The organism is Veillonella atypica (assembly GCF_041431435.1).
Classification (GTDB): Bacteria; Bacillota; Negativicutes; order Veillonellales; family Veillonellaceae; genus Veillonella; species Veillonella atypica.
This window is the reverse complement of the sequence record NZ_JAPVXV010000004.1, coordinates 184,412-210,401: the sequence shown is the minus strand read 5'-3', so window position 1 is coordinate 210,401 and position 25,990 is coordinate 184,412. Positions and strand designations below refer to the sequence as shown.

The following is a 25,990-nucleotide window of genomic DNA, read 5'->3' as shown; positions in this document are numbered from 1 at the left end:
TGACAGATCCATTTATTTGGTATGAACAATTGATAAATATATAGATAAAATCCGATGAATATGTAGACTTTATATTCTATTCGTGATAACCTAGAATAAATAGTCTATATTGGAGGAGTAAATATGAATACAGAATCCTTACGTAATGATGTATTGGTTCCTGCTGTTGCTAAAACATTAGACATTGCAGCAAAAGCAAAACCAACAAAAGATGAGCTCTGCACAACTGCAAAAATTACAGCAGCTGTAGCGGTAGCAACTGCTGTTGTATCCTTGGCGGTACAAGCAGTATTGCGCAATCGATAAGAGAAGCATAAAGAAAACGACATGGCATTGCCTGTCGTTTTCTTTTACATTTACCCTGTTATTCCTATAAATATGGGGATTTCCAGTATATTTTGTTAATCTGTGCTGAAAGCTAAGGAGGCGATACCATGCATAGTCGCGATTTAATTGAACAATATAAAACCTATGTACAAGATTGGCGTAGGTATTTTCATAAACATCCAGAACTCAGTAATGAAGAGTTCGAAACAACAAAAACATTAGCCAAAGAATTAGAGTCCATGGGCGTAGAGGTTCATGTGGATACGGAACGTGGAACAGGACTTATCGGTATTATTCATGGCGCTAAATCTGGTAAAGCGATTGCCCTTCGTGCAGATATCGATGCCTTGCCTGTACAGGAACATAATACATTTGATTTTAAATCCGATGTAGATGGCAAGATGCATGCCTGTGGTCATGACGGCCATATGGCGATATTACTCGGTGCAGCTAAGATGCTTACTGCTATGAAAGACCGTATCGAAGGTGACGTATACCTTGCCTTCCAACCGGCCGAAGAAACCGGTGCAGGCGCTCCTGATTTTATGAAGTTTGATCATTGGTTTGAAAAAATCGATGCTATCTTTGGTGGTCACGTATGGATTGACTTACCAGCAGGTCTCATTTCCGTTGAAGAAGGTCCACGTATGGCGGCTAGCAGTAAAATTACAATCCGCGTAAAAGGCAAACAAGGTCATGGGGCACAACCACATCAAGCTATTGATGCGGTTGTCGTAGCCAGTGCTATCGTTATGAATCTGCAAACCGTAGTATCTCGCAATGTGAGTGCCTTGGATTCTCTTGTGCTCACCATCGGCAATATTCACTCTGGTTCAGAATGGAACGTTATCCCAGGCGAAGCACAAATGGGTGGTACCATCCGTTTCTTTGATCCTGCACAAGAGGACCATTATGTAGAATCTATACGCCGCGTTGTAGAACATACAGCATTAGCTTATGGTGCTACGGCTGAATTGATTTATGAAAAGAAAGTGCCTCCAACCATTAATGACGCAGCAGCCAGTGAACTGGCTGAGCGTGTTGTTATCGATACACTTGGTAAGGAAAAACTGTCTAAAATGCGCAAGGTGATGCCAGGCGAAGACTTTGCTTGGTACCTACAAGAAAAACCAGGGTGCTTTGCCTTTATTGGTATCCAAAACCCAGAGGTAGGCGCTACCTTTGATCACCATAACAATCGATTCACAATGGACGATAGCGTACTATCTGCTGCATCGGCGGTGTATGCGGAATATGCTATTGCGTGGTTGAAAGAGAATAAGTAATAGTATTACTGTATAAAAACTATAGAGCACCATCATCGTATCTGATGATGGTGCTTTTGTCATGTATTTTTATTTGTATTTTATGTATACTATAAATATATAATACAAGAATTGTTATATGAGAGGTATTTATGAATATACTTATATGTCTCATCATTATTGCTATTACCGGTATATTACTGATGAAGCGCTATCAACCTCAGCCAATTTTGATAGGCATGGGCATCCTCATGATGTATATCGCCTATGAAGGTAGCTGGATTAATGCCATATTAGATGAATCTCAGTCTACAGGCGTTCTGGTGTTTGATGCAATGGATATTGTGCGGATTACAACATCGGAGAATGTAGTGAGTTTAGGTCTTATGATTATGACCTGTGCTGGTTATGCAAAATACATGGAACACATTGGGGCAGGAACACGCTTAGCCCATACATTTATAAAACCTTTATATCGCCTTAATCGGCCGTATATAGTGCTAGCACTTATGTTTCTACTCAATATGGGGCTATCCATATGTGTACCAAATCCGTTGAGTCTTGCCTTACTTATGATGGTTACCATCTATCCTGTTCTGTTGCGCCTTGGCGTAAGTCCCATAGGGGCAGCAGCGGTTATCGCTACAGGACATCTGATGGACGTTGGGCCGGGTGCCGTTTCGACATTGCTCATTGCTAAGACACTTAATATACCGGTACCAAACTATTTCGTAGGTTACCAGTTACGCCTCTATTTCTTAGTCGCTGTTGTTACAGCAGTAGCACACTTTTTATGGCAACGATATCGCGATCGAATAGATGGTCCTATGGATGTAGGTGACTGTGAAAGCATCCCTGAGGCACCAATTGGACCTAAGCTATATATGATATTCCCTTTGTTGCCTCTATGTTTCATCTTGGGCTTTAGCCAATATGGCTTGCCTGGCGTAAAGATGAATGTAACCCTTGCTATGATGCTTGCTTTTGGTATTGCTTTATTGGCAGAACTTATCCGTCATCGTAATTTAAGGACCGTCCTTAAAAGTACCACTGTATTTTTCGAAGGCATGGGGAATCAGTTTTCCTATGCGGTAACCCTCATTATAGGTGGACAAGTCTTTGCACAAGGCTTAGTGAGCTTAGGTCTTATTGATTCGTTAGTTAGTGTACTGCAAACTTTATCTCTAAATTCTGTGGGACTTACCTCTGTTATGGGGGGAGGCATGCTAGGCCTTAGCATGGTAACTGGCAGCAATGTAGCACCTTTATTTACATTAGTGCCACTCGTGCCTAATATTGTATCTAATCTCGGACTAGATCCTATTACGACCATGCTAGGCATGCAAAATGGGGCTAGTCTTGGACTGTTTTTGAGCCCTATAAGCCCTGTTATGGTTGGTGTAGCAGGGGTAGCACATATTAAATCTGTAGATTTGCTTAAGCGCACCTCGGTCCCTGTACTTGTGGCACTAATTACGAGTTGTGTGGGGATATGGATATTATACTGATTCCCTAGTCACATATCATTTATTGTTTTAAACATATGACTGTTTCTCTCCTTATATTTTATAAGTCTAAATTTAATTAATATAAGTCATGTGTTGTTATAATAGTTAATGTCATTTTCTAGCAATATTGTAAAAGTCTTGAATGATAAATGTTCAGTTTTAAAACCGTTATATATCACATGAAAATCTCCCCTTTGCTAGTAGTTCAGTAAAGGGGAGATGTAACAACATTTCAAATATAAATATTAAAAATCTTAAATTTCTAATGCTTTTTCTAGCAGTGTTGCAATATTTTTACTTCGTTCAGTAATATTTTTTTCTAACCAAAGATTTTGTACTATATATTGAGGTTGATATTGGGCTTGTAATTGTATACGCTGTGCATCAGTTCCTGAATTTACAGCAGTTGTAATGGCTTTAACAATACTACTTGTTACTTTATAGTCTGATTGCTCATAATAGATGCTCTTTTCTATAAAATCTTTATTTTTAGCAGCAATATTAGCTGATTTATCAAGTAGAGTTAGATTACCAATACGATTAATATACTCAGCTTTGTCTTTATCACTTGCGAATTGATAGCGTTGAGCATCAGCATCACGTGGCATAATATGTTCTAATTCGATTTTCCGTGGTGGAGCGAGAATAATTACATTGTCATTAAAGTATAATTCAATAAAACGAAGTAATAGAGAGGCTTTTTTGTTAGCATTACCAGCAGCACTTGCAAATGATTTAGTTGGTAAAACAACTTTTAGTTGTTTTAGATTATCTGAAATTCGATTTTTTAAATGGTCTTGTATAATATCATATTTTTTACTATCTGTTTTTTCTTTTAACGCTTTTGATAATGCTATTTCCAATTCTTTTTCAATTTGGTTTGTTTGGGTGAAGGAAAATAAAACTGATGCGCCGTATTTAACTGCTAAGTCTAATATCTTTTCTTTTAAGTCATCAGAACTATTATAAAATGGTATCAAAAGAGAGAGCATCTGTTTTAATTTTAGTAAGGTAAATAAAATAAAGCTATTCTTACTATCAGATACAAATTTATTTGTAGTAGTATTTTTTATAATACTGCTATATATTGTGGCACTTTCCTTTAGTAGTTCTGAAAGATGTAATATCTCATTACTTGTTAATTTTTTAGTATCAAAGAATGTGAATAATTCATCTTGTTTTACATTTTTTCCATATGTACCTAAAATAAAATGTTTAGTAAAAGAAGATGTTTGTATTTTTTGTTTTGATAATATATTAATAAAATGGTTCCAATTGTTATTGAATTCTAATTTCTTTGTATCTGTAATGGAATTATCACTATAGAGTATTTTCATAAAATTACTTTTTAGTAAATCCATTGGTTCAAGTGAGCGTCCACGGTTATTTAAAACCTCAAAAAGTTGAAATGCCTTTTGTTTTGAATCGGCTGTTGTCACAATAAGCATAACTTTGTCTTGTATGTATTTGATAAATTTTTTAAACTCAATATCTCCTAATTGTCTAATTTCATTTACACGCTCACATAATGTGTCAAAGACTAGATTTAGATTTTCGTCAGATTCATTTAATGATTTAGTTGTAGAGATAGGTTGATCAGTTATGATTGATTTATAAGTATCTCCAAATCCTAAACTAGGATTATGTAAAATTCGTAATCCTTTAAATGCATCATTATTATCAAGAAATTGAAATGCTTTATCTATATCTGCCATAACACGATACCAATTATGAGCATTTTGTGTATCATTTTGTTGAAGTGTCTCTAATGTAATGAATATAGCTTTGAATAAGAGTGTTAATGTGGTTAGTCGTTGTTGACCATCTACGACATCGACGGTATTTTCATCTTCGTTATTTATTAATACTATATTACCTAATAGATAGCCTGGCAATAAATTTATATCAACCGACAAATTATCAGTATCCTCGAGAAAATCGTTAATTAAATTATTGGCTTCCTCATCAGTCCAAACAAAAGCTCGTTGAAAATCAGGAATGAGAAACTGATTAGAAGAACGAACTAATACTTGAGATAAAGGTTGCATTTCGGATGTTATTTTGGCCATATGATTATCCTCCTTATATCATTATTAGATCATATAATTATATTTAAGATCAATAGTTGAATGAGGAAATAATGAAAAAGTATGTATTGGGTACTTAGAATTAAAATAATCAATACTTTGTGTGGAAATTCTTTAACCATCACAAAACGCCCCATTCACAGCAACCATCTACGGTTGCCAATGAAGAGGGCGTTTTGCATTGTAGTAAGAAAGTTAGTAAACATTTAGACGGGAATCTAAATGTATGTATATAAGGCCATACAGCTTACGATAAGAGGGGGAAGTAGCATCCTATGGGAGTAGTATTGCATAAAAAGGGGAAATATATTAGGATGCGTCTCTCATAGATATGTAAGGGATATACAGGGGAGATATCTATGGTTGTACAACTATATGGCCGTATATAACGGTATGTAATATAAATTAGAATTTATGAGTAAATCCAGCGTTTACACCCCAGTCAGCTTGGTAATCACCAGATAGACCGGTAGTAACGTCCGCATATACGCTGTTGTTAGTATTGAAACCATAACGGCCGCCGAATGCGAGTTCAGTCCAAGTGCCTTTGAGGTCTTGTTCTGTCAATTTTACGGCATTACCGCTAGCATAGGTAGTTTTCATGTTGCCTGTGAAAGCATGACCTGCAGCAAAGCGTGTATATAGGTTACCATTGCCAAAATGTTTGCCTACTTCGAGACCTAGTTTGCCGGATGTGCTATTTACGCCAGCTTGGTTAACGGATACATTGCCTGCTGTAAAGTCACGACCACCGAAGTGTGTATAGTTTAATTGTGCTTGTGGTTCTACATAGAAACCATTAGCAGATTTTATAGTTTTGCCGTAGCGAACGCCGATGCTATACGCATTGGATTTTACATCACCAGATTTAGCTTGGCCGATTTCATTACGCGCTGTAAATTTATTAGAGATACGACCTACTTGAGATTCTACATGTACGTATTGATCCTTACCAAGGTCTTTCAATCCATAAGCGCCAACAGCATAGGATTTTACCTTGCCAGAACCATTGAATACATAATCTTCAGAACCGCGTAGGTAAGAAACTTGGCCGCCTACGGTCCAGTCACGGCTAGTTTTCGTATCATAGCCACCTTGGATGCTTGTGTAATCAGTAGCTGTATTGATACCGTCATTAGCATAATTATATCGACCGCCACCAATACGAGCCCAAATACCTGTTGGGGAACCTTGTTGTAATTGGTTAGCACGATTCATATCGCTCGTCATTGTACGCCATGCGTTGATATTACCAACTACAGCAGAACGAATGCCGCGCATTTGTGGTGTATCGTAAGCACCTGGAGTTATCGGAGTAGGTGCCGGTGTAACAGGAGTTACAGGTGTCACAGGGCTAGGTGCTGGAGTTACCGGAGTAACAGGGCTAGGAGCCGGAGTAACTGGAGTTACAGGTGTAGGCGCTGGAGTAACCGGAGTTACAGGGCTAGGTGCCGGAGTAACAGGAGTTACTGGTGTTGGAGCTGGCGTAGGCGTTGGAGTAGGAGCCGCATAGGAACCTTGACCATTACCGTTTTGCCATGTAATAGTACCTTCTTTTTGGTCTGTAGTTAACGCTTTTTGGAAGCTTGATACGATGCCATTAGAAGCGATGGATACAGTACCAGAAAGGTTTCTTTCACCATTCATATAATTATCGTAATAGAATTTATGCGCCAAGTTATCTAGAATCTTGTTTACATTGCTTTCAGAGGACGTATCGAGATGATCGCCTGTTACATAGCCATGTACACCAGACCCTGTTGTAGCGGATTTTACGATGAAGTTACCGCCTTCGATGTCAGATGCATCAAGGCCTGTTTTTTGAGCGGCTGGTTTAGCGAAGTTCAAACCAGTACCAGCGCTCATATCGTAAATGACATTGATGTGGCCGTCTAAATTATTAACGTGGATGTCGCTACGAGAATCTTGGGAAATACGGCTGAATCCTTCACGTGTACGAGTGCCTTTGAGTGTATTGATACTGCTGCGCGCTTCGTTGCCTTTAATTTGGAATGCTTCCAAGCCGCCCATGTTATCGTGGCTCCACATGCCACCATCAAAGGTCATGTTGATTTCGCCACCCTTATCCTCTAATGTGTTCACAGCCTTGCCGGTAAATTGGTTAGGGCTATTGTGCGCACGGCCGAGGCCAATATTAATCACGGATGGTTGCTGTTGTTGGTATGGAGGCATCGTTTTATCAGATACAAGTATATTACCTTGCATATTAAATACTTTATGTTTTACAGTACCTGAATCATCGATACCAAGATTAATTTTACTGTTATAGGCAAATGCTAGTGGATAGGGTGCGTCCCATGGGGCCGTATTCACGTTCATAACCCCGCCATCCACTTGAATGGAACTATTATCTAGCATGCCTGTAATGAAAGCTGGTTGGCGATGGCGCTTAGGTAATTGGTTTTGATCAGGCGTATCTAAGGAGGCAATAGTCACTTGACCGCCGTTTGATGCAATGACACCTGTTGCCGTCGTATTGCCAGTGCTTTCAAATTTACTTTCAGAACCTACTGCAAACACATTGCCATTAGAACCAAGGCCTGCTGCCGCCCACGTGCTAGGGAGGGCCACTGTAGATGACAACATGGTCATCATTACAGCGGACAATAACATCTTATTTCTCGCTCTCATTCTCTTACACCTCAACTATATTACTTAATTTGTAATTTATTTTTATATTGTGAAAGACTCTTCATAAATGAATATATATCTATCGGTTGATTTAATACTCTCTTATATAATGAAAGATAGATATATACTCGACTTATAAAGACTTTGTGTCAGACACATTTAAAATATATTTAGAATAATATAACATTTTTCGTGAATTGTAAATGAATTTTCATAATTTTATTTTAAAAATATTTAAATTGTTAATAGATGAGTTACATATTAGGGGCAGTGAATACGATGTATGGTATTCTTTACAAATCTAGTGAGCATGGGTATTATTGTATGTATAGCGCGATTTCTAGTAACAGGCTAGTTGTAGCATAGAAAGGAGCCTTCATGAAATTCACTTGTTCCTGGCCCACAACGCCACTGTATCAGGCGTATCATGATTATGAATGGGGGCGTCCTATTCATGATGACCAACATCAATTTGAACATTTATGTTTGGAGAGCCTACAATGCGGTCTGAGTTGGCTTACGATTTTAAATAAACGAGACATTATACGTCAGTGTTTTGACTATTTTGATGTTGATGCAGTAGCTAAATATACGGAAACAAATATAGAGCGTATTATGTGTACAGAGGGAATGTTAAAATCCCGCAAGAAGATTGAGGCCATCATCAACAATGCACAGGCGTTCCAACGCATTCAAGACGAGTTTGGATCCTTTTGCGAATATATATGGGATTTCACCAATCATAAAACTATTATTTACAAAGGCCATCCAGAGGGAAGGGTGCCTGCTCAAAATGAATTGTCTACGCGCATTAGCAAAGACCTTAAGAAACGAGGGTTCAAATTTGTAGGACCTGTGACAATCTATTCCCATTTACAAGCTAGTGGTCTCATCAACGATCACGGTAAGGATTGCCCTTGTTTTAATGAAATCAATGAGGCTAATCCTGTGGTTTATATGACCATAGATGATTAATATAAATAGAACCGTATCTACTGAAACATAGATACGGTTTTTTTGTGATATTTTATATTGATTGTTATCGATGTAGTTGATATACTACTTTCATAATAACTTTCAGAAATAAGGAAAAGGATACAAGTATGATTGGGTTAGGAACGGCCATCAACATGGGGCTCATTGTCGGTGGTAGTATTATTGGGCTCACGTGCGGCCGATTTATGAAGGACAATTTAAAACAAACCCTTATGGTAGTATGTGGTATCATCGTGCTGTTACTAGGGATGAGCGGGGCCATGCAATTTATGCTGGTTATCGTTAATGGTTCCTTGCAAACTACTGGACCTTTGTTGATGATTATCAGCATGGTAGTTGGTGCTGTGATTGGTGAAATCATTGATTTAGACCGATGGATTACGGTCTTTGGTGACTGGGTGAAAGATAAAACCGGTAATACAGGGGACCCTAAGTTTACGCAAGCGTTTATCACTGCATCACTTACGTTTACGGTTGGTGCGATGGGCGTGCTCGGTTCAATTCAAGATGGATTGACAGGAGATTACCAAACCTTGCTACTCAAAGGAATTCTTGATGGTGTTATCGTTATGGTTATGACCTCATCCATGGGGAAGGGCGCATTGTTTTCCTTCATTCCTGTAGGTATCACGCAGTGGTTGATCACGGCCTTAGCGCATGTTGCGGCGCCACTTATGACACAGCAGGCTATCGACAATTTATCCTATGTAGGATCCATCTTAATTTTCTGTGTAGGCATTAATATTATTTGGCCTAATAAGATTCGTTTAGCTAATTTATTACCTGCTATTTTTATCGCTATGGGCCTTACGTTTTTAATTTAAATTTAAATTTTAAGAACCCTCTTTACATTATGTGTAAAGAGGGTTACTATATTCTCAATATAATTTTCTTGTAGTTAAAATGGTTTCCCCTAGAAACGCATGTTATCGCGGTCTAGCGGATACAAAAGGGCCTTTCTTCGCCGAACGGTTCTAGAAACCAGAAAGGACATGATGAGCGAACAAGTTTCTGTTTCAAAATCTAATATTCGTGGTGCATTTGGTGCATTTTTTATTCCTGGTATGTACACCGCCTTATGGGCCGGATTTGTGCCATATTTAAAAGCGAAACTAAGCATCGGTGAGGATGTATTAGGTTCCATGATTTTGTTGCTCGGTGTAGGTTCTTGTTTATCCATGGCTATAGCTGGTAAACTTGTAGAAAGCTTTGGCTGTAAGCGAGTCGTTTTATTAGCTAGTTTTATCGGCATGTTGTCTCTGGCTATTGTTACCATGTGTTCTACAATTGTGACAACCACAATAGCATTATTTTTCTTTGGCATTGGCGTAGGCCTTAGTGGTGCTTCTGCCAACTTACAAGCTATTTTAACGGAAAAGGTAAGTAAAAAGCATTTAATGGGTGCTTATCACGGTGGGTGGAGCTTAGGTGGCTTTGCAGGTGCCGGTGTATTGCTTGTTCTCTTAAAAATCTTATCTTTACCTGTTAATGAAAGTATTTGGGGCCTTCTCATCATACTCTTTATTGCGATGATTGCGATTAGTCAATTTATGTTAACCTTTGGTCGTGATCCAAATGCAAAGGTTATGAAGAAGTCTAAAAGTCCGTTATCATTCCATCCAATTGCTATTATCTTTGGTCTCTTATCCTTTGTATCCTATTTGGTAGAAGGTGCCGTAGGGGACTGGAGTGCGCTTTACTTATTTGAAGATAAAGGCATTGTTATTCAAGAAGCTGTAATGGGCGTTATGCTGTTTAATGGGACTATGTGTATTGGTCGCCTTCTTGGTAATACAATTGGTAAACATGTAACATCTAAACAAGTTGTTGTAGGTGGTTATCTACTAGGTGCTATTGCAATGGCACTCATTGTATTCCTACCTGGCCATGCGTCTATGTATACGTACTTATTATTAGGTATCTCATTAGCCATGGTTGTGCCAAATCTATTCTCTGCGATGGGGGAACAAAATGTAATTCCTATGACACAAGCAGTGGCTACATCTACCATGCTCGGTTATATGGGGATTTTGATGGGACCTGCATTGATTGGATTCATTGCTCATGGTACGAGTCTTACCATTGCATTCATCGTCTTGACTGTATTGCTTGTTATCAGTGCCGGCATTGGTAAATATGCATATTATTTAATGAATAAAAATTGTGGTGTAGAAGAATAGTTTCTTCGTTTAAATGCTGCAAATAAAAAGAAGAGGGGCTACGATTCGTATGAATCGTAGCCCCTCTTAGTATGTTAGTAACCGATTAGCGGTCGCCGTTAAAGATGGAGTTTTTAACAAGAACGTAGTCTACTTTGCGGATAGCTTGTAGTGTTGTGCCACCAGCGTAGGAGATAGCGGATTGTAAATCTTGTTCCATTTCGATTAATGTATCGAAGATAGAGCCTTTGGAAGGAATGAAGATTTTTTTGCCTTCTACGTTTTTACGTTCCCCTTTTTGGAACTCAGAAGCGGAACCGAAGTATTCTTTTACAGCTTGGCCGTCAACAATTTTTTCTTCCCCTGGAGATTCTTGGTGACCAGCAAATAGGGAACCAATCATAACCATAGTAGCGCCAAAGCGAATAGATTTAGCGATGTCGCCGTGATCGCGAATGCCGCCGTCAGCGATGATAGGTTTTGTAGCTGCTTTTGCACACCAACGTACAGCCGCCAATTGCCAACCGCCAGTACCAAAGCCAGTTTTTAATTTTGTGATACAAACCTTACCAGGACCGATACCTACTTTTGTAGCATCAGCACCAGCATTTTCAAGTTCACGAACTGCTTCAGGAGTACCTACGTTACCAGCAATAACAAATGTTGTTGGTAAATTCTTTTTAATGTATTGAATCATGTCGATAACAGCATTAGAGTGACCATGTGCGATATCGATTGTGATATAATCAGGAATAAGGTTAGCTTTCGCTAATTCATCAACTAATGCGAATTCTTCTTCCTTTACACCGATGGAAATAGAAGAATATAAGTTTTTTTCTTGCATGCGTTTTACAAAGTCAAGACGGCGTTCAGGTTGGAAACGATGCATGATATAGAAATAGCCTTTTTCTGCTAGTTTTTCAGCTAACTCTTCATCAATGATAGTTTGCATGTTTGCAGGAACTACAGGCAAGTTAAATGTACGATTACCTAGTTTAACATGAGTATCACATTCGCTACGGCTGTTTACGATACATTTATTAGGAATCAGTTGTACGTCTTCATAATCGAAGATGTTAGTTGTATTAATCATAGTTTCTATATCTCCTTTGAGGTATAATAAATTGAACCTGTACCATTATACTGAATTTGTTTTCAATTTTCAATACATTCCGAATATTAAAAACACTCATATAGTTATTATACAATTTTATAGGTAGCTTGTCTGTACATTTTCTCTATGTTTAGCCCATTATATACACATTATATTAATAGGAGGTTATTTTAATGGAGCATTCCAAGACACGCATGATAGCAGAAGCTGGTGTAGCTATTGCTATTGCACAAGTATTATCTTTTATTACACTTTTTCATATGCCACAAGGCGGTTCCATTAAGGCCGCATCCATGGTACCTCTCATGATTTTTGCATATCGCTGGGGTGGTACACGCGGTATTTGGGCTGGCGTTGTATATGGCATACTTCATTTCTTGCTCGGTTTTAAATCATCTATCCATTATCTAAGCATCATCCTAGACTATCTTGTTGCTTACGGTGTTATTGGTGTGTGTGGGTATTTCAAGGACAATATGACAGGTCTTGTTAGCGGATCTATTGTTGCTATTGCGCTTCGTTGGTTTGTGTCCGTAACAAGTGGTGCTGTTGTATTTGCTAGTTATGCACCGCAAGGTCAAAATCCATGGATCTACTCTATGATTTATAATGCATCTTATATGGTGCCGGATGGAATTCTTAATATTGTTGTGTTGTTGTTTATTTACCAAGGGGTAAAAAGAGGGTTGAAACGCGGTGCTTAATTTAGGCGTAATTATTTTGGCCGGTGGCCTAAGTTCACGCATGGGATATCCTAAGGCTTTATTGCCTTGGACGAATGGTGAAAGCCTCATTTCTCATGCGTTGCGCAATGCATTAGAACATGATGCTAATGACATTCTCATTTCTATCGGTGACGATGAAAGTCTAGGCCAAGCCATTCAGGCTAATATTATCGACACATTGTCGAATAAAGAGAAAGAAAAAGTTTCTATCGTTCGGGATTCTGTTCCTCGGAGTGGTCCATTAGGCGGATTATATAGCACATTGGCCGTAGGCAAGAGTCATGCTTATGCAGTGTTAGCTGTAGATATGCCGTTTATGGATTTTAATTTATATTATGATTGGCTCTACCAAGTAGATGGTGATGATTGGAATGTTATTGTGCCTGTTGGTGAAAGTGGACGCTATGAGCCTATGGCGGGGATATATAAGCCATCCATTGCTCCATTATTGCAAACCACTTTAGCAGGAGAGGATGTATCTTTGCAGCATGCATTAGATACTGTAGGACCTGTGGTAACCATTGATGCAGGTGATTACGGTCATCATTTACGCAATGTGAATCATATAGAGGATTATAAGTGGTCCCGCGCAGAGGCTGTTAATGCGAATCGTCATGTTCCACTTATCAGCGTAGTTGCTGAAAAACGTAAGACTGGTAAAACTACGGTGGTAACGCGACTAATTAAGGAATTAGAACAAATTGGTTTCTCTGTAGGCGTTGTAAAAAGCGATAAACATGGCTTTCACATGGATTATGAAGGAACTGATACGGATCTTGCTATGAAAGCAGGCGCCACGGCCGTAGCCATTGCAGGCCCCACGGAAACGGCCATACGCATACGCACCGAAAAACAATCTAATCTGTATGATTTGGTACAGCAATTACCTGTAGATATTGCTATACTAGAAACGAGATCTCAAGGTATATTTCCGATTGTAGAGGTAACCAGAGCCGGGTATACCGAATCACTTATATCTAGTGATATAGAACGCGTAGAGACCATAGAGGTTACTAAATTAGATCAATGTTTACCAGCGTTGGTATGTCGAATACAAAGTATGATGAGGAATTTAGATGATAGCCGTTACTGTTGATGAAGCGCTTCATTTGTGGAATGAGGCTTTACGAGAACAACATCATAGCATCGAATCCATTGCCGTTGACGACGCAAAAGGATGTGTGTTAGCCGAAGATGTTTTGGCACCTACCGATGTGCCCGCTTTTCATAAATCCGCAATGGATGGGTATGCCTTAGCATATGATCCTAATTGTGATACCTATATCGTCGATGGTATCATCGGCGCTGGTGTCGTGTGGGATAAGCCTGTAACTACTGGTCATGCCGTACGTATCATGACAGGTGCTCCTGTACCAAGTACTTGTGATACAGTTATTATGCAAGAACAGGTGAAAGGTACTGGCGAAGTAGGGGCTACAATTACTTTACAAGGTACGCAACAAAAGGGTAGCCATATTATCCCTCGTGGTGAAGAATGTTCCGCAGGGACCGTTGTCATACCAAAAGGCACAGAAATAACCTCTACGGTGCAGACAATTTTGATCGGCCTTGGTTGCATCGATGTGTCTGTGTATGCGATGCCACGTATACTGGTTCTTACATCAGGCCATGAAGTTATTGAGCCGGGCGAACCCTTAACTGCAGGAAAAATTTACAATTCAAATCGCATGATGATTTGTAGTTTACTTGCTGATTTAGGTTTTCGGCGCGTTACCCATTATCATGTGAGTGATGCACCGGATAGACTATACGCAGAAATTGAACGCGTTCTTGAACTCAGTGAACAAGCAGATATCATCATCAGCTCAGGCGGAGTATCTGTAGGTATGTTTGATACAATGCCTCTTATATATGAAAAGTTAGGAGCTAAAACCTTATACGGTCGTATTCAAATGCGTCCCGGTGCAGCCTCCTATGGGGCCGTTACGCCTAAAGGTCAACTTATCTTTGGTTTATCAGGTAATCCCGGTGCAGCCTTTAATGGTTGGCACCTATTAGTGGTTCCTACATTGCGTAGATATAAAGGTATTAAAAATTGGTCCACCCCAGTACTTAATTGTGTAATGGATTGTGATCTATCTAAACGTAATGCCTTTGATCGCTACGTGCAAGGCAAGGTCATATTTGGTGATGGACAACCTCGTTTTGTGGCAAATCGTCACTTTAACAGTAGCAGCATGCTTGGATTATATACTGTTAATGCCTTAGCCTGCATTCCACAAGGCGTACATGAGGTACATGAAGGAGATATATTTAAGGTATATTTGCTAGGCCTCTTACCAACAATATAATAAATTGCAAGGGACTCATGTATGAGTCCCTTTTTAAATTAGTACAGGCCTGTACTAATTTGTGGAACCATATGTATAGGCTTGTTACAAATAGAACAGGCGTGTACTAATTCTAGGACTGCATGTATAGGCTCATCGCAAATAGAACAGGCCTGTACTAATTCTAGGACCATATGTATAGACTCGTTACAAATAGAACAGGCCTGTACTAATTTTGGAACCCTATGTATAGACTCGTTACAAATAGAACAGGCCTGTACTAATTTTGGAACCATATGTATAGGATCGTTACAAATAGAACAGGCGTGTACTAATTCTAGGACTGCATGTATAGGCTCATCGCGAATAGAACAGGCCTGTACTAATTCTAGGACCCTATGTATAGGCTCGTTGCAAATAGAACAGGCCTGTACTAATTTTGGGAACAGTATGTATCGGAATCGATATTAAAAAATAAAGATGATATTGACCGTAATTGAATGAATATATCATAATTAAAGCATCTCTTTGATTGGAACGAGATGCTTTTTTCATATGGAGCGGTTAAGATGCTATGGATTATTTTGATTATACCTATAAGCACAATTATATTGAGTTTAGCAGTAGTATATATAAGGTTGGTACTTATACTTACAATTGGCACGGGGGAACAGAGATTTTTATTCTCTTAAAGGGTCGTGTTGAGATGAGTTGTAATGATAAGGTTTTTACGATGGAACCTCTTGATGTTGTTATTATTTCTCCTCAAGTGGGTCATTCAACACTCGCTCTTGAAGAGGATGTGGTTGCCTTTGTTATTCAAGTAGGTAATGAATTTTATCAACAGTATGATTCGGATTTTGGCATGTATGAGTTTGTTATTCGTTCCGATGCGAGCACACGTCGTAATGAATTTTTTACGACATTACGCCATCATGCGGCCATGACGATGTTATTAATGAATAAAGGTGAAAACCCAATTCATCGTATGTGGATAGAGCATCATTACTTGTCTTTAGTGGGGGATGTATTTAGAGAATTTGATCCAGTCAAAAAAATTCATGAAAATGCAAGACCTGGTGATATTAAACCGGCTACCTTTGATAAAATGATTGAGTATATCGACGAACATTACCAACAAAAGTTAGAACTAGAAGATATTGCGAGAATAGGTGGCTATAATGTGGCCTATACATCACAATTCTTTAAACGGCAAATGGGCATTTCTTTTGTGGACTATGTGTTGCGGTTGAGACTGCGAGATGCTACGACACAATTAACTAGTACGGATGAGGCTGTTGCAAGGATTGCAAGTAGTTGTGGATTTGCAGATATCAAGGCCTTTAATGTAGCTTTCAAAAAGCATTTTCATATGACGCCAACAGAATATCGTAAGCAAGTGAAAGAAATTGGACGTAAAACAATGGTACAAGATTCGAAGGAAATTATTTCGGTTGAAAATCAAGATGTACTAGACTTATTACAATCATTCTTGTCTTATGAAGATGATGCTAGAGCAAAGGCGGAGTTAGAGTACATGAGCCACAAGCTAGAATCATTGAAAGCGAAGCTTGCCGATGTTGTTAGCGAATTATAATTACTATTTATAGTAGGGTGTGGCAATGATGGAACTTTTGCTGTTCATGCAAAGTATTTTTTGTAGCATATAGAAAAATTAGACCTAGGTGATTTTCTATATATTTAAAAATCATATATTTCTTAGAAGAGCATTACTGTTGATATGTAGTGCTCTTTTTATAGGAAAATCTATAGATTTTAGATTGATCAAAATGAGAAAATAGTGATGATTCCATATGTTTTCTATGATTTTACCTAAAAAATTACCTTTTAATATGGATAGTTATATCGACCAAAACGAGTAGAATATGATTCATCAGATAACAAACACGTATTGAGTTACTAATTTTGGAGGATATAATGACTCGTATTAAATTCATGGAAAATGTAGGTAAAGTTGCAACAGTTACAGCAGTAGCAATGTATGTATCTTATTTCCCACAAATTATGAACAACCTAGCTCATCCAGGCACAGGCGATTGGATCCAACCATTAGTAGCAGCTATCAACTGCACATTATGGGTAGCATATGGCTTGTTTAAAGAACATAGAGATATTCCAGTTGCATTGGCCAATGCACCAGGCATCTTCTTCGGTTTAGCAGCAGCTATTACAGCTCTTATGTAATTTTCTACATAAGCGTTTTCCATCGAGTTCTCTTTCGTGGGACTTTATGTGACTTAATCAATAAATAATCTTAAGATGCTGTTGACCGTTTTTAATTATATGTATCATAATAAATGCATCCCTTGGATTTATTAGGGATGCATTTTTATGTTAGAAGATGAGGTAATTATGGATTACTTTTACTATACATATAAACATAATCATATAGATTTCAGTAGCCATATATACAAGGTTAGTACCTATCATTACAATTGGCATGGAGAAACGGAAATTCTTATTTTATTAAAGGGCCGTATCGAGATGAGCTGTAATAGTGAGGTTTTCACGATGGAACCTCTCGACTCTATCATTATTTCCCCTCAAGTGGGGCACGCTACGTTGGCATTAGAGCAGGATACGACGGCATTGGTTATTCATGTAGGTAAGGATTTCTTTCAACAATTTGATCCGAACTTTGGAATGTATCAATTTGTGATACGCTCTGATAAGTCTAATCGGCATAATCCGTTCTTTACCTCTTTACGACATCACGCAGCCATGATGATGTTGATTAAGTCTAATGGTGAAAGCCCCATTAATCAGATGTGGTTAGAACATCACTATTTAGCATTAGCCAGTGAGGTATATGATGAGATTGATGCGGTTAAGTCGATTCATGGTAAGCCTGTTGATATGACAGTAGCTACCTTTGATAAGATGATTGCCTATATAGATAAAAATTATCAGCAAAAGATTGAATTAGAAGATATTGCCCAAATCGGTGGCTATAATGTGAACTATACATCGCAGTTCTTTAAACGCCAATTAGGCGTTTCCTTTTTAGAGTATCTCTTGCGGATGAGGCTAAGGGAGGCTACAGTTCGTTTAGCTAATTCTGATGATGGGGTTGCTCATATTGCAAGTAGTTGTGGCTTTGCAGATATTAAAGCCTTTAATGTTGCCTTTAAAAAGCACTTTCATACGACACCATCAGAATATCGTAAGCAAGCAAAAGAGTTAGGGCGTAAGACCAAATTACATGATTGGAAAGAGATTATATCTACACAAGAGGAAGATATTGTAGAACTACTACAATCTTGTTTGCCTTATGAACATGATTCTAGTTATAAGTTAAAGCTAGAGGAAGCGAATCAAAAATTACAAGTTGTTAGAGAACAGCTTGAATCTGTTGTTAAAAAATTACAATCCTAACCTTAATTAGTACAGCCATTGTAAATTGTTATAATTTTATGGTTTTGCGTTTTAAATTTAGGGAGATATACAATCATTAGGTATAGGTAATTTTGTATATACTAAAAATCCCAGTTCCTAAATATAAAAAGAGCACTGCTTTTCAATAAGTAGTGCTCTTTTTCGTGTTTATAGGTAGGTAAAATTGTATATTTTATATGCGTTAAAATTTACTTATATAGGTGATTCATTATGATTTTATAGGGACTTCACTCTCAAAAATCAACTTGTATATTGGATAGTTATATCCTGAAAAAAGAGTACAATGAAATCATCGAAAGGAGCTAAGGTTCCGATACAAAATAAATGCTAAGTTTTAAATAATGAAGTCCTGTTGGAGGTTTACGATGAGTACGAAAGAACAACAAGTACAAGAGATGACAAATGTCATTGCTAAGTTCATTGCTTATATGGCAAAGAAATTACCTGATGATGTGGAAGCTAAAATTAAAGAATTGGCAGCCGATGAAAAGAATCCATTAGCTAAAACAATTTATGAAACGATGCATAAAAATATGGATCTTGCCTATGAATTGAATCGTCCTTCTTGCCAAGATACAGGAGTATTGCAATTCTGGGTGAAGGTTGGTTCTAATTATCCATTAATTGGTGAACTTGAAGAAATCTTGCGCAATGCCACATATCAAGCTACGCAAGATGCGCCACTTCGTCATAACTGTGTAGAAACATTTGATGAATTCAATACTGGTAAAAATATTGGTCGCACTGCACCTTACATTACATGGGATATCGTACCTGATCGTGATGATGTAGAAATTTTCCCATATATGGCCGGTGGCGGTTGCTCCTTGCCAGGATCTGGTAAAACATTGATGCCAGGCGAAGGTTATGAAGGGGTAGCTAAATTCGTATTGGATTTGATGACAAGCTATGGTTTGAATGCATGTCCTCCATTATTGGTTGGTGTTGGTATTGCTACATCTATCGATACAGCAGCAACTATGTCTAAAAAAGCGTTGATGCGCCCTGTATCCTCTAAGGCTGAAAATGAAAAAGCAGCATATATGGAACAATTACTAGAAGATGGTATTAATGCATTACATCTTGGACCTCAAGGTATGGGCGGTGATAAATCCCTTATGGGTGTAAACATCGAACATGGTTCTCGTCATCCATCTGTAATTTCCGTAGCTGTTAACGTTGGTTGCTGGAACCATCGTCGCGGACATATGGTATTTGATAAAGACGGTAAGTACGAAATTCTATCTCACAAAGGAGTGACATTCTAATGGCTAAACATATTTTGACAACACCAATCCAAGCATCTGATCTTAAAGGAATTAAAGCAGGGGATATTATTTACTTAAATGGTCACATCACAACATGTCGTGATGTAGCTCATCGTCGTCTTGTTGAATATGGTCGTGAATTACCAGTAGATGTTCGTAATGGTGCCATTTTACATGCAGGTCCAATCGTGCGTGACCATGGGGATGATAAATTCGAAATGATTTCCGTAGGTCCTACTACATCTATGCGTATGGAAAAATTCGAATATGAATTCGTAAAACAAACAGGTGTACGCCTCATCGTTGGTAAAGGTGGCATGGGTCCTGAAACAACGCGTGCATGTAAAGATTTTGGTGCTCTTCACTGCGTATTCCCAGCAGGTAATGCCGTACTTGCTGCTACAGAAGTAGAAGAAATCGAATCTGCGAACTGGCGTGAATTAGGCATGCCTGAAACCTTGTGGACTTGTCGTGTAAAAGAATTTGGTCCGCTCATCGTATCCATCGATGCGGAAGGGAATAACTACTTTGAAAATAAAAAAGTAGAATACAATGCGAAAAAAGATGAAGTGTTAGAAGAGATTTATAAACACGTAAGCTTCATTAAATAATCGAATTGTGATCTTCAATTTAATAGGGGGATTATACGGATTTTGTACAATCCTCCTTTTTTGTACCCTTTTTTAGGGATATTACACGTATTGGGAGGTATGTATGGATACGAGTGTAATGATAACTCTTGGCTTCTTGGTATTTGCCATCGTCATGTTTGCATGGGAGAAAATTCCATTATCTATTACTGCTATGGTTGTAGCAGTAGGTTTGCACTTAAGTGGAGTCTTATCCGCTAAAGAAGCATTCGCCGGTTTTGTAGATCCAAATGTCTTACTATTTATGGGCATGTTTGTTATTGGTGAAGCCTTCTTTGCAACTGGTGTAGCAGTAGGGGTAGGTAATGTAGTTCATAAGTTTGCCAAAACCGAAACGTCTTTGCTCGTTGCAATTATGATGATTACAGGTATATTATCTGGCTTCTTATCTAATACTGGTACAGCTGCTGTACTGATTCCTGTAATTATTGGTATTTGTAAAAAAAGTGGTTTTAAACAAACTAAATTATTGATGCCTCTTGTATTTGCCGCAGCTATGGGTGGTAATATTTCACTTATCGGCGCTCCTGGCAACATGATTGCGCAAGCGGGCTTACAACAAGCGGGCCTAGGCTCTTTTGGTTTCTTTGATTATGGTCTAGTAGGTTTGCCAATTCTTATTGTTGGTACTATTTTCTATGCTACAATTGGTAAACGTTTCTTACCGGATGCTCCAAGTCATCAACCAGATGGTGCCTTTGAAAACAATGAAGATTATAGCCATGTACCGTCTTGGAAAAAATGGACTTCAGCACTTGTATTGATTTTGACCGTTGGTGCTATGATCTTTGAAAAACAATTAGGTGTAAAACTTTATGTGAGTGCCTGGGTAGGTGCTCTTGTATTAGTAGCTACAAATGTTATTAGTGAAACAGCAGCTGTAAAATCTATCGATATGAAAACAATCATGCTCTTCGCTGGCTCTATGGCCCTTGGGGACGCAATGGTTAAAACAGGTACTGGTTCTGTAATTGCAGATATTATCGTAAATAGCCTTGGTGCTAGTCCATCTCCAATTGTTGTTCTAGTAGTAATCTTTGTGCTTGGTGTGTTCATGACGAACTTCATGTCTAATACTGCTACCTGTGCATTATTGGTACCAATCGGTCTTAGCTTAGCCTCTCAATTGGGATTCGATCCAAAAGCAGTGCTTGCAGCTATCGTAATCGCTAGCTCCTTAGCGTATGCTACACCAATTGGTATGCCTGCGAATACTATGGTATATAATATAGCTGGTTATAGCTTCATGGACTATGTGAAAGCTGGTTTACCGCTCATTGTCGTGTCTAGTATTGTAGCATTAGTATTATTGCCAATCCTATTCCCGTTCTAATATGTACAAAGTAATTTTATATAGTAAGTGATATTAAACCGTCACCGTTGGTGGCGGTTTTATTGTTGAACTCCTTAGTCTATGTGTGCCTTAGCCTATTGATTAGAAAAAGCAATATACATATAAGTAAGAAATGATTAGACATAATCCATACTTTCACATATAATAGAAAAAGTAACGAGTGTACAAATATACATTCACAGTAGACAAAACAGGTGGATATGAGGAGGAATTATGCTTACCGATATTGAAATAGCTCAACAAAATAAGATGGAAAAAATTCAGGTTATTGCTGATAAATGTGGTCTTACACCTGATGATATAGAGCAATATGGTCATTATAAGGCAAAAATTCCCTTTGATGCCATTAAGCGTTTAGAAAATAAAAAAGACGGGAAATTAGTTCTCGTTACGGCTATTACACCAACGCCAGCAGGGGAAGGTAAATCTACGACCTCCATTGGTTTGGTGCAAGCATTAAATAAAATTGGTAAGAAGGCTATCGCCGCACTTCGCGAGCCATCATTGGGACCTGTGTTCGGTATCAAGGGCGGCGCTGCTGGCGGTGGCTATGCACAAGTTGTACCAATGGATGATATTAATCTTCATTTTACAGGCGATATGCATGCCATTACAGCAGCGAACAACCTTTTATCTGCTATGATTGATAATCACATCCACCAAGGTAATGAGCTCCAAATCGATTTGCGTCAAATTTCTTGGACTCGTGTTCTCGATATGAATGATCGTGCATTGCGTAATGTCACTGTCGCAATGGGTGGCAAGGTATGTGGTTTCCCTCGTGAAGATCATTTTATGATTACCGTTGCCTCTGAAATCATGGCTATTTTGTGTTTAGCTAAGGATTTAGAAGATTTGAAAGCTCGTTTCGGTCGCATCGTCATCGGTCCAAATCTTAAGGGCGAACCGGTGTATGTACATCAACTCGGATGTGAAGGTGCGATGGCACTTCTTATGAAAGATGCTATTAAACCAAATCTTGTACAAACATTGGAACATACGCCTGCCATCGTTCATGGCGGTCCATTTGCTAATATTGCACATGGTTGTAACTCTGTAGTAGCTACAAAACTAGGCATGAAACTTGGTGATATTGTAGTAACCGAAGCTGGCTTCGGCGCTGATCTAGGGGCAGAAAAATTCCTCGACATTAAATGTCGTTATGGCGATATCTTCCCAAATGCCGTTGTCATCGTCGCTACATTGCGTGCTCTTAAAATGCATGGTGGTGTATCAAAACAAGAGTTAAATACAGAAAACGTAGAGGCTGTAACAAAAGGGTTTAGTAACTTACGTAAGGCCATTGAAAATATGCGTTTCTTTGGTGTACCTGTTATGGTTGCCATCAATAAATTCGTTACCGATACAGATGCGGAAATTGCCGAGTTAACACGGTTGTGCAATGACTATGGCGTGCCTGTAGAGCTCAATGAATGTTGGGAAAAAGGTGGCGAAGGTGGTATCGACATGGCGAAACGCGTTGTGGAACTCGTGGAAGGTAGTGAACCAACACCTAAATTTGTATATGAATTAACAGATAGCATCGAAGACAAAATCGGTAAAATTGTTCGCACTATTTATGGTGGTGATGGTGTTACATTTGGGGCTAAAGCGAAAAAACAAATCGCTCAATTAAAAGAGTGGGGTCTTGATAATTTGCCAGTATGTATGGCAAAGACGCAATATTCTTTATCCGATAACCCAGCGTTATTAGGTGCACCAACAGGCTTTACAATCAATGTAACGGATATTCGCGTTGCTAATGGTGCAGGATTCCTAGTATGCCGTACTGGTGATGTTATGGTTATGCCAGGCTTGCCTAAACGTCCTGCTGCACTTAACATGGACATTGATGCGGACGGTACCATTAAAGGATTGTTCTAACACTATGGTATTGTAATCGACATAGTATTTTTATTGACATAGTATACAGAGGGGGCAATAGCCCCCTTTGTTATTGAGGAGTATATATGGATTTATTGACGAGTTCTGTAAAAGATTTTGTAGCGGCAACTGCATCAAAGGAGCCTACTCCAGGTGGTGGGGCGATTGCGGCATTGACGGCAGCTACAGGTGCAGCATTGGCTGAAATGGTAGCGAATTTAACATTTGATAAAAAAGGATACGAAGATGTGCAAGACGAGATGCATCTTTTACAACAAAAAGCAGAGGTGATTCGTGAGAAAGCACTTTCACTAGTACAAGCAGATGCTAATGTATTTAATTTATTTATGGATGCTTTGGCATTGCCTAAAAATACGGATGAAGAGAAACTGGCGCGTACTGCTGCGATTCAACAGGCTTATAAGGATGCGGCCAATGTACCGTTAGAAATCGGCATGATTAGTTATGAAATCTTTGATCTTGCTTATGTTGCAGCTACGAAAGGTAATCAAAACCTCATTACTGATGGTATTATTGCGGCCATCAATGCGCGGGCAGCGGTAAAGGCGGCGTTTTTAAATGTGCGTATCAATATATCTGGCATTAAGGATGAAAGCTATGTAGCTGATTTGAAAGCGCAAATGAATCAAATAGAATCTGAACTAGACGAAAAGGAATCATCCGTTTTAGCCTTGTACAAATAAATGGACGATAACATACTTTTACACTAAGAATGTTCGGAAAAAAATAAAATAGAAAGCCTTAGAAAATAAAATTTCTAAGGTTTTTCTTTTTCTATTGTTTAAATCCGAATAATAACGTAGAATATAAGTGTAATGTTTGTAGTTTAGAAAACAGGAGACCATTATGTCAGAACAAAACAATACTGTTGACTCTATGTTGCCAATACCTAAGCTGTTTGCCTACGGTTTACAACACGTATTAGCAATGTATGCCGGTGCTGTAGCGGTACCAATCATTATTGCGCAAGCTATGCATTTGCCTGTAGAGGATTTAATCCGACTTATTACAGCGGACTTATTTACTTGCGGTATTGCCACACTTATTCAAACAATAGGGTTTGGTAATATTGGTGGTCGAATCCCGATGATTCAAGGCGTAACCTTTGCCTCTGTTGGTCCGATGGCCATGATTGGTGCTCAACATGGCATGACCGCTATTTACGGTGCCATCATCATAGCCGGTATTTTTACATTCTTAGTGGCACCGTTTTTTAGTCGTTTGATTCGTTTGTTCCCACCGGTTGTAACAGGTACCATTATTACAATCATTGGTATTAACCTTATGCCAGTTGCCGTCAACTGGATGGGGGGCGGTGTAGGTAATCCGCAGTTTGGTAGTCTTACCAACATAGGACTCGGGTTCCTTACATTCTTAATCGTTATTTTTACTTATAAATTTGCCAAAGGTTTTCTTGGTAATCTTTCCGTTTTAATTGGTCTTATTGGTGGTACGGCTATTGCCTTTGCCATGGGAGTAGCTAATTTTGCTGAGGTAGGCAAAGCTCATTGGGTAGCTATGATTGAACCTTTCTACTTTGGTATGCCTACATTTGATTGGGCATCCGTACTTTCCATGGTAGTTGTTATGCTCGTTGTTATGGTTGAAACAACTGGCGATAGTATTGCTATCGGTGAGATTGTAGATAAAAAAATCGATCGTAAGGAATTGGCATCCATTATCCGTGCCGATGGTCTTTCCACTGTTATTGGTGGTATTCTTAATAGCTTCCCATATACAGCATTTGCTCAAAACGTTGGTCTTATCGCTGTAACACGCGTTAAAAGTCGTTTTGTAGTAGCTGCATCTGGTGTAATCTTAATTCTATTAGGTTTATTCCCTAAATTGGCAGCTGTTGTAGCAAGCATTCCAAATGCAGTGCTCGGCGGTGCTGGTATTGCTATGTTTGGTATGATTATTGCTAGCGGTATCCGTTCGCTTGGTAAAGTTAATTTTGAGGGTAATCAAAACTTGATGCTCGTTGCTATTAGTATTGGCGTATCCATGATTCCTATTGCGGCACCAACATTCTATGCACATTTCCCTGCATGGGCTCAAATTATTTTGAAATCTGGTATTACCTTTGGTAGTATCATGGCCATCCTCCTTAACTTATTGCTCAATGGCGTGAATAAGGGCGATGAATTTAAAGAAATGGGCCGTCGTTAATCGGCTTTCACCATTATTAATACTAAGAACTCTACTCGTAGTGGGTAGGGTTCTTTTTTGGCTCTATAATAAATGTTGGGGTGACACCACTACGGTGTCACTT

At 38.7% G+C, this 25,990-nt stretch carries 21 protein-coding genes; 18 read left to right on the top strand and 3 right to left on the bottom strand.

The genetic code is table 11. From position 1 onward, the window contains the following. Window positions 1-123 precede the first annotated feature (123 nt). From O3598_RS06610 to dcuC, 3 genes are all read left to right on the top strand, one after another. Window positions 124-306, top strand: a complete 183-nt coding sequence (locus O3598_RS06610; RefSeq protein WP_005378597.1) for a hypothetical protein — start codon at window positions 124-126, stop codon at window positions 304-306. 128 nt (window positions 307-434) lie between these two features. Then, window positions 435-1,613 carry a M20 metallopeptidase family protein gene (locus tag O3598_RS06605; RefSeq protein WP_371452203.1) on the top strand — a complete coding sequence of 393 codons (1,179 nt, stop codon included), beginning with the start codon at window positions 435-437 and terminating at the stop codon, window positions 1,611-1,613. A 131-nt stretch (window positions 1,614-1,744) separates the two neighbouring features. Then, on the top strand, window positions 1,745-3,100 hold the full coding sequence (gene dcuC, locus O3598_RS06600) for a C4-dicarboxylate transporter DcuC (RefSeq protein ID WP_371452201.1): 1,356 nt from the start codon (window positions 1,745-1,747) through the stop codon (window positions 3,098-3,100). 254 nt (window positions 3,101-3,354) lie between these two features. Here dcuC and O3598_RS06595 read toward each other — a convergent pair whose 3' ends face one another. Both O3598_RS06595 and O3598_RS06590 read right to left on the bottom strand, forming a co-directional pair. After that, window positions 3,355-5,169: a DUF262 domain-containing protein gene (locus tag O3598_RS06595; RefSeq protein WP_009661610.1), complete on the bottom strand. Its 1,815-nt coding sequence runs from the start codon at window positions 5,167-5,169 to the stop codon at window positions 3,355-3,357. 423 nt (window positions 5,170-5,592) lie between these two features. After that, a complete protein-coding gene (locus O3598_RS06590; RefSeq protein ID WP_371452199.1) occupies window positions 5,593-7,839 on the bottom strand; it encodes an autotransporter outer membrane beta-barrel domain-containing protein in 2,247 nt (748 codons plus the stop codon). 378 nt (window positions 7,840-8,217) lie between these two features. Between O3598_RS06590 and O3598_RS06585 the strand changes: the two genes are divergently transcribed. From O3598_RS06585 to O3598_RS06575, 3 genes are all read left to right on the top strand, one after another. Further along, on the top strand, window positions 8,218-8,814 hold the full coding sequence (locus O3598_RS06585; protein ID WP_371452197.1) for a DNA-3-methyladenine glycosylase I: 597 nt from the start codon (window positions 8,218-8,220) through the stop codon (window positions 8,812-8,814). Between the two features lie 128 nt (window positions 8,815-8,942). Next, window positions 8,943-9,659 (top strand): DUF554 domain-containing protein, encoded by a 717-nt coding sequence (locus O3598_RS06580; RefSeq protein WP_311531980.1) that lies wholly within the window; start codon window positions 8,943-8,945, stop codon window positions 9,657-9,659. A 171-nt stretch (window positions 9,660-9,830) separates the two neighbouring features. Then, window positions 9,831-11,015, top strand: coding sequence for an MFS transporter (locus O3598_RS06575; RefSeq protein ID WP_038149425.1), 1,185 nt, complete (start codon window positions 9,831-9,833; stop codon window positions 11,013-11,015). Window positions 11,016-11,100: 85 nt separating this feature from the next. Here the strand turns inward: O3598_RS06575 and O3598_RS06570 are convergent, their stop codons facing one another. Continuing rightward, window positions 11,101-12,087: a GMP reductase gene (locus O3598_RS06570; protein ID WP_005378610.1), complete on the bottom strand. Its 987-nt coding sequence runs from the start codon at window positions 12,085-12,087 to the stop codon at window positions 11,101-11,103. 194 nt (window positions 12,088-12,281) lie between these two features. Between O3598_RS06570 and thiT the strand changes: the two genes are divergently transcribed. The 12 genes from thiT (at window position 12,282) to O3598_RS06510 (ending at window position 25,887) form a co-directional block, all read left to right on the top strand. Then, the gene (thiT, locus tag O3598_RS06565; protein ID WP_371452195.1) at window positions 12,282-12,812 is read left to right on the top strand and encodes an energy-coupled thiamine transporter ThiT; all 531 of its coding nucleotides are present in this window, start codon (window positions 12,282-12,284) and stop codon (window positions 12,810-12,812) included. Continuing rightward, a complete protein-coding gene (locus tag O3598_RS06560; protein WP_371452193.1) occupies window positions 12,805-13,929 on the top strand; it encodes a molybdopterin-guanine dinucleotide biosynthesis protein MobB in 1,125 nt (374 codons plus the stop codon). Before thiT ends, O3598_RS06560 begins: the two co-directional genes overlap by 8 nt. Next, window positions 13,910-15,145, top strand: a complete 1,236-nt coding sequence (locus O3598_RS06555; protein ID WP_371452191.1) for a molybdopterin molybdotransferase MoeA — start codon at window positions 13,910-13,912, stop codon at window positions 15,143-15,145. Before O3598_RS06560 ends, O3598_RS06555 begins: the two co-directional genes overlap by 20 nt. Before the next feature lie 553 nt (window positions 15,146-15,698). Then, window positions 15,699-16,721 carry an AraC family transcriptional regulator gene (locus tag O3598_RS06550; protein WP_371452189.1) on the top strand — a complete coding sequence of 341 codons (1,023 nt, stop codon included), beginning with the start codon at window positions 15,699-15,701 and terminating at the stop codon, window positions 16,719-16,721. A 341-nt stretch (window positions 16,722-17,062) separates the two neighbouring features. Further along, window positions 17,063-17,329 carry a membrane protein gene (locus tag O3598_RS06545; protein WP_005377360.1) on the top strand — a complete coding sequence of 89 codons (267 nt, stop codon included), beginning with the start codon at window positions 17,063-17,065 and terminating at the stop codon, window positions 17,327-17,329. Between the two features lie 168 nt (window positions 17,330-17,497). After that, the gene (locus tag O3598_RS06540) at window positions 17,498-18,520 is read left to right on the top strand and encodes an AraC family transcriptional regulator (RefSeq protein WP_039926898.1); all 1,023 of its coding nucleotides are present in this window, start codon (window positions 17,498-17,500) and stop codon (window positions 18,518-18,520) included. A gap of 386 nt (window positions 18,521-18,906) precedes the next feature. After that, window positions 18,907-19,809 carry a L(+)-tartrate dehydratase subunit alpha gene (ttdA, locus tag O3598_RS06535; RefSeq protein ID WP_156718566.1) on the top strand — a complete coding sequence of 301 codons (903 nt, stop codon included), beginning with the start codon at window positions 18,907-18,909 and terminating at the stop codon, window positions 19,807-19,809. Beyond that, window positions 19,809-20,420, top strand: coding sequence for a L(+)-tartrate dehydratase subunit beta (gene ttdB / locus O3598_RS06530; RefSeq protein ID WP_005377424.1), 612 nt, complete (start codon window positions 19,809-19,811; stop codon window positions 20,418-20,420). Before ttdA ends, ttdB begins: the two co-directional genes overlap by 1 nt. Before the next feature lie 103 nt (window positions 20,421-20,523). Beyond that, a complete protein-coding gene (locus O3598_RS06525; protein WP_038123735.1) occupies window positions 20,524-21,792 on the top strand; it encodes an SLC13 family permease in 1,269 nt (422 codons plus the stop codon). A gap of 234 nt (window positions 21,793-22,026) precedes the next feature. Beyond that, window positions 22,027-23,697, top strand: coding sequence for a formate--tetrahydrofolate ligase (locus tag O3598_RS06520; RefSeq protein WP_371452187.1), 1,671 nt, complete (start codon window positions 22,027-22,029; stop codon window positions 23,695-23,697). A gap of 86 nt (window positions 23,698-23,783) precedes the next feature. After that, window positions 23,784-24,401, top strand: a complete 618-nt coding sequence (locus tag O3598_RS06515) for a cyclodeaminase/cyclohydrolase family protein (protein WP_371452185.1) — start codon at window positions 23,784-23,786, stop codon at window positions 24,399-24,401. A gap of 163 nt (window positions 24,402-24,564) precedes the next feature. After that, on the top strand, window positions 24,565-25,887 hold the full coding sequence (locus O3598_RS06510) for a nucleobase:cation symporter-2 family protein (RefSeq protein ID WP_205096861.1): 1,323 nt from the start codon (window positions 24,565-24,567) through the stop codon (window positions 25,885-25,887). Window positions 25,888-25,990: the final 103 nt, after the last annotated feature.

What these genes read in the sequence shown, in the direction of transcription:
- O3598_RS06610 (WP_005378597.1), top strand. Translation starts at nt 124, where the DNA reads ATGAATACAGAATCCTTACGTAATGATGTATTGGTTCCTGCTGTTGCT.
- O3598_RS06605 (WP_371452203.1), top strand. Translation starts at nt 435, where the DNA reads ATGCATAGTCGCGATTTAATTGAACAATATAAAACCTATGTACAAGAT.
- dcuC (WP_371452201.1), top strand. Translation starts at nt 1,745, where the DNA reads ATGAATATACTTATATGTCTCATCATTATTGCTATTACCGGTATATTA.
- O3598_RS06595 (WP_009661610.1), bottom strand. Translation starts at nt 5,169, where the DNA reads ATGGCCAAAATAACATCCGAAATGCAACCTTTATCTCAAGTATTAGTT.
- O3598_RS06590 (WP_371452199.1), bottom strand. Translation starts at nt 7,839, where the DNA reads ATGAGAGCGAGAAATAAGATGTTATTGTCCGCTGTAATGATGACCATG.
- O3598_RS06585 (WP_371452197.1), top strand. Translation starts at nt 8,218, where the DNA reads ATGAAATTCACTTGTTCCTGGCCCACAACGCCACTGTATCAGGCGTAT.
- O3598_RS06580 (WP_311531980.1), top strand. Translation starts at nt 8,943, where the DNA reads ATGATTGGGTTAGGAACGGCCATCAACATGGGGCTCATTGTCGGTGGT.
- O3598_RS06575 (WP_038149425.1), top strand. Translation starts at nt 9,831, where the DNA reads ATGAGCGAACAAGTTTCTGTTTCAAAATCTAATATTCGTGGTGCATTT.
- O3598_RS06570 (WP_005378610.1), bottom strand. Translation starts at nt 12,087, where the DNA reads ATGATTAATACAACTAACATCTTCGATTATGAAGACGTACAACTGATT.
- thiT (WP_371452195.1), top strand. Translation starts at nt 12,282, where the DNA reads ATGGAGCATTCCAAGACACGCATGATAGCAGAAGCTGGTGTAGCTATT.
- O3598_RS06555 (WP_371452191.1), top strand. Translation starts at nt 13,910, where the DNA reads ATGATAGCCGTTACTGTTGATGAAGCGCTTCATTTGTGGAATGAGGCT.
- O3598_RS06550 (WP_371452189.1), top strand. Translation starts at nt 15,699, where the DNA reads ATGGATTATTTTGATTATACCTATAAGCACAATTATATTGAGTTTAGC.
- O3598_RS06545 (WP_005377360.1), top strand. Translation starts at nt 17,063, where the DNA reads ATGACTCGTATTAAATTCATGGAAAATGTAGGTAAAGTTGCAACAGTT.
- O3598_RS06540 (WP_039926898.1), top strand. Translation starts at nt 17,498, where the DNA reads ATGGATTACTTTTACTATACATATAAACATAATCATATAGATTTCAGT.
- ttdA (WP_156718566.1), top strand. Translation starts at nt 18,907, where the DNA reads ATGAGTACGAAAGAACAACAAGTACAAGAGATGACAAATGTCATTGCT.
- ttdB (WP_005377424.1), top strand. Translation starts at nt 19,809, where the DNA reads ATGGCTAAACATATTTTGACAACACCAATCCAAGCATCTGATCTTAAA.
- O3598_RS06525 (WP_038123735.1), top strand. Translation starts at nt 20,524, where the DNA reads ATGGATACGAGTGTAATGATAACTCTTGGCTTCTTGGTATTTGCCATC.
- O3598_RS06520 (WP_371452187.1), top strand. Translation starts at nt 22,027, where the DNA reads ATGCTTACCGATATTGAAATAGCTCAACAAAATAAGATGGAAAAAATT.
- O3598_RS06515 (WP_371452185.1), top strand. Translation starts at nt 23,784, where the DNA reads ATGGATTTATTGACGAGTTCTGTAAAAGATTTTGTAGCGGCAACTGCA.
- O3598_RS06510 (WP_205096861.1), top strand. Translation starts at nt 24,565, where the DNA reads ATGTCAGAACAAAACAATACTGTTGACTCTATGTTGCCAATACCTAAG.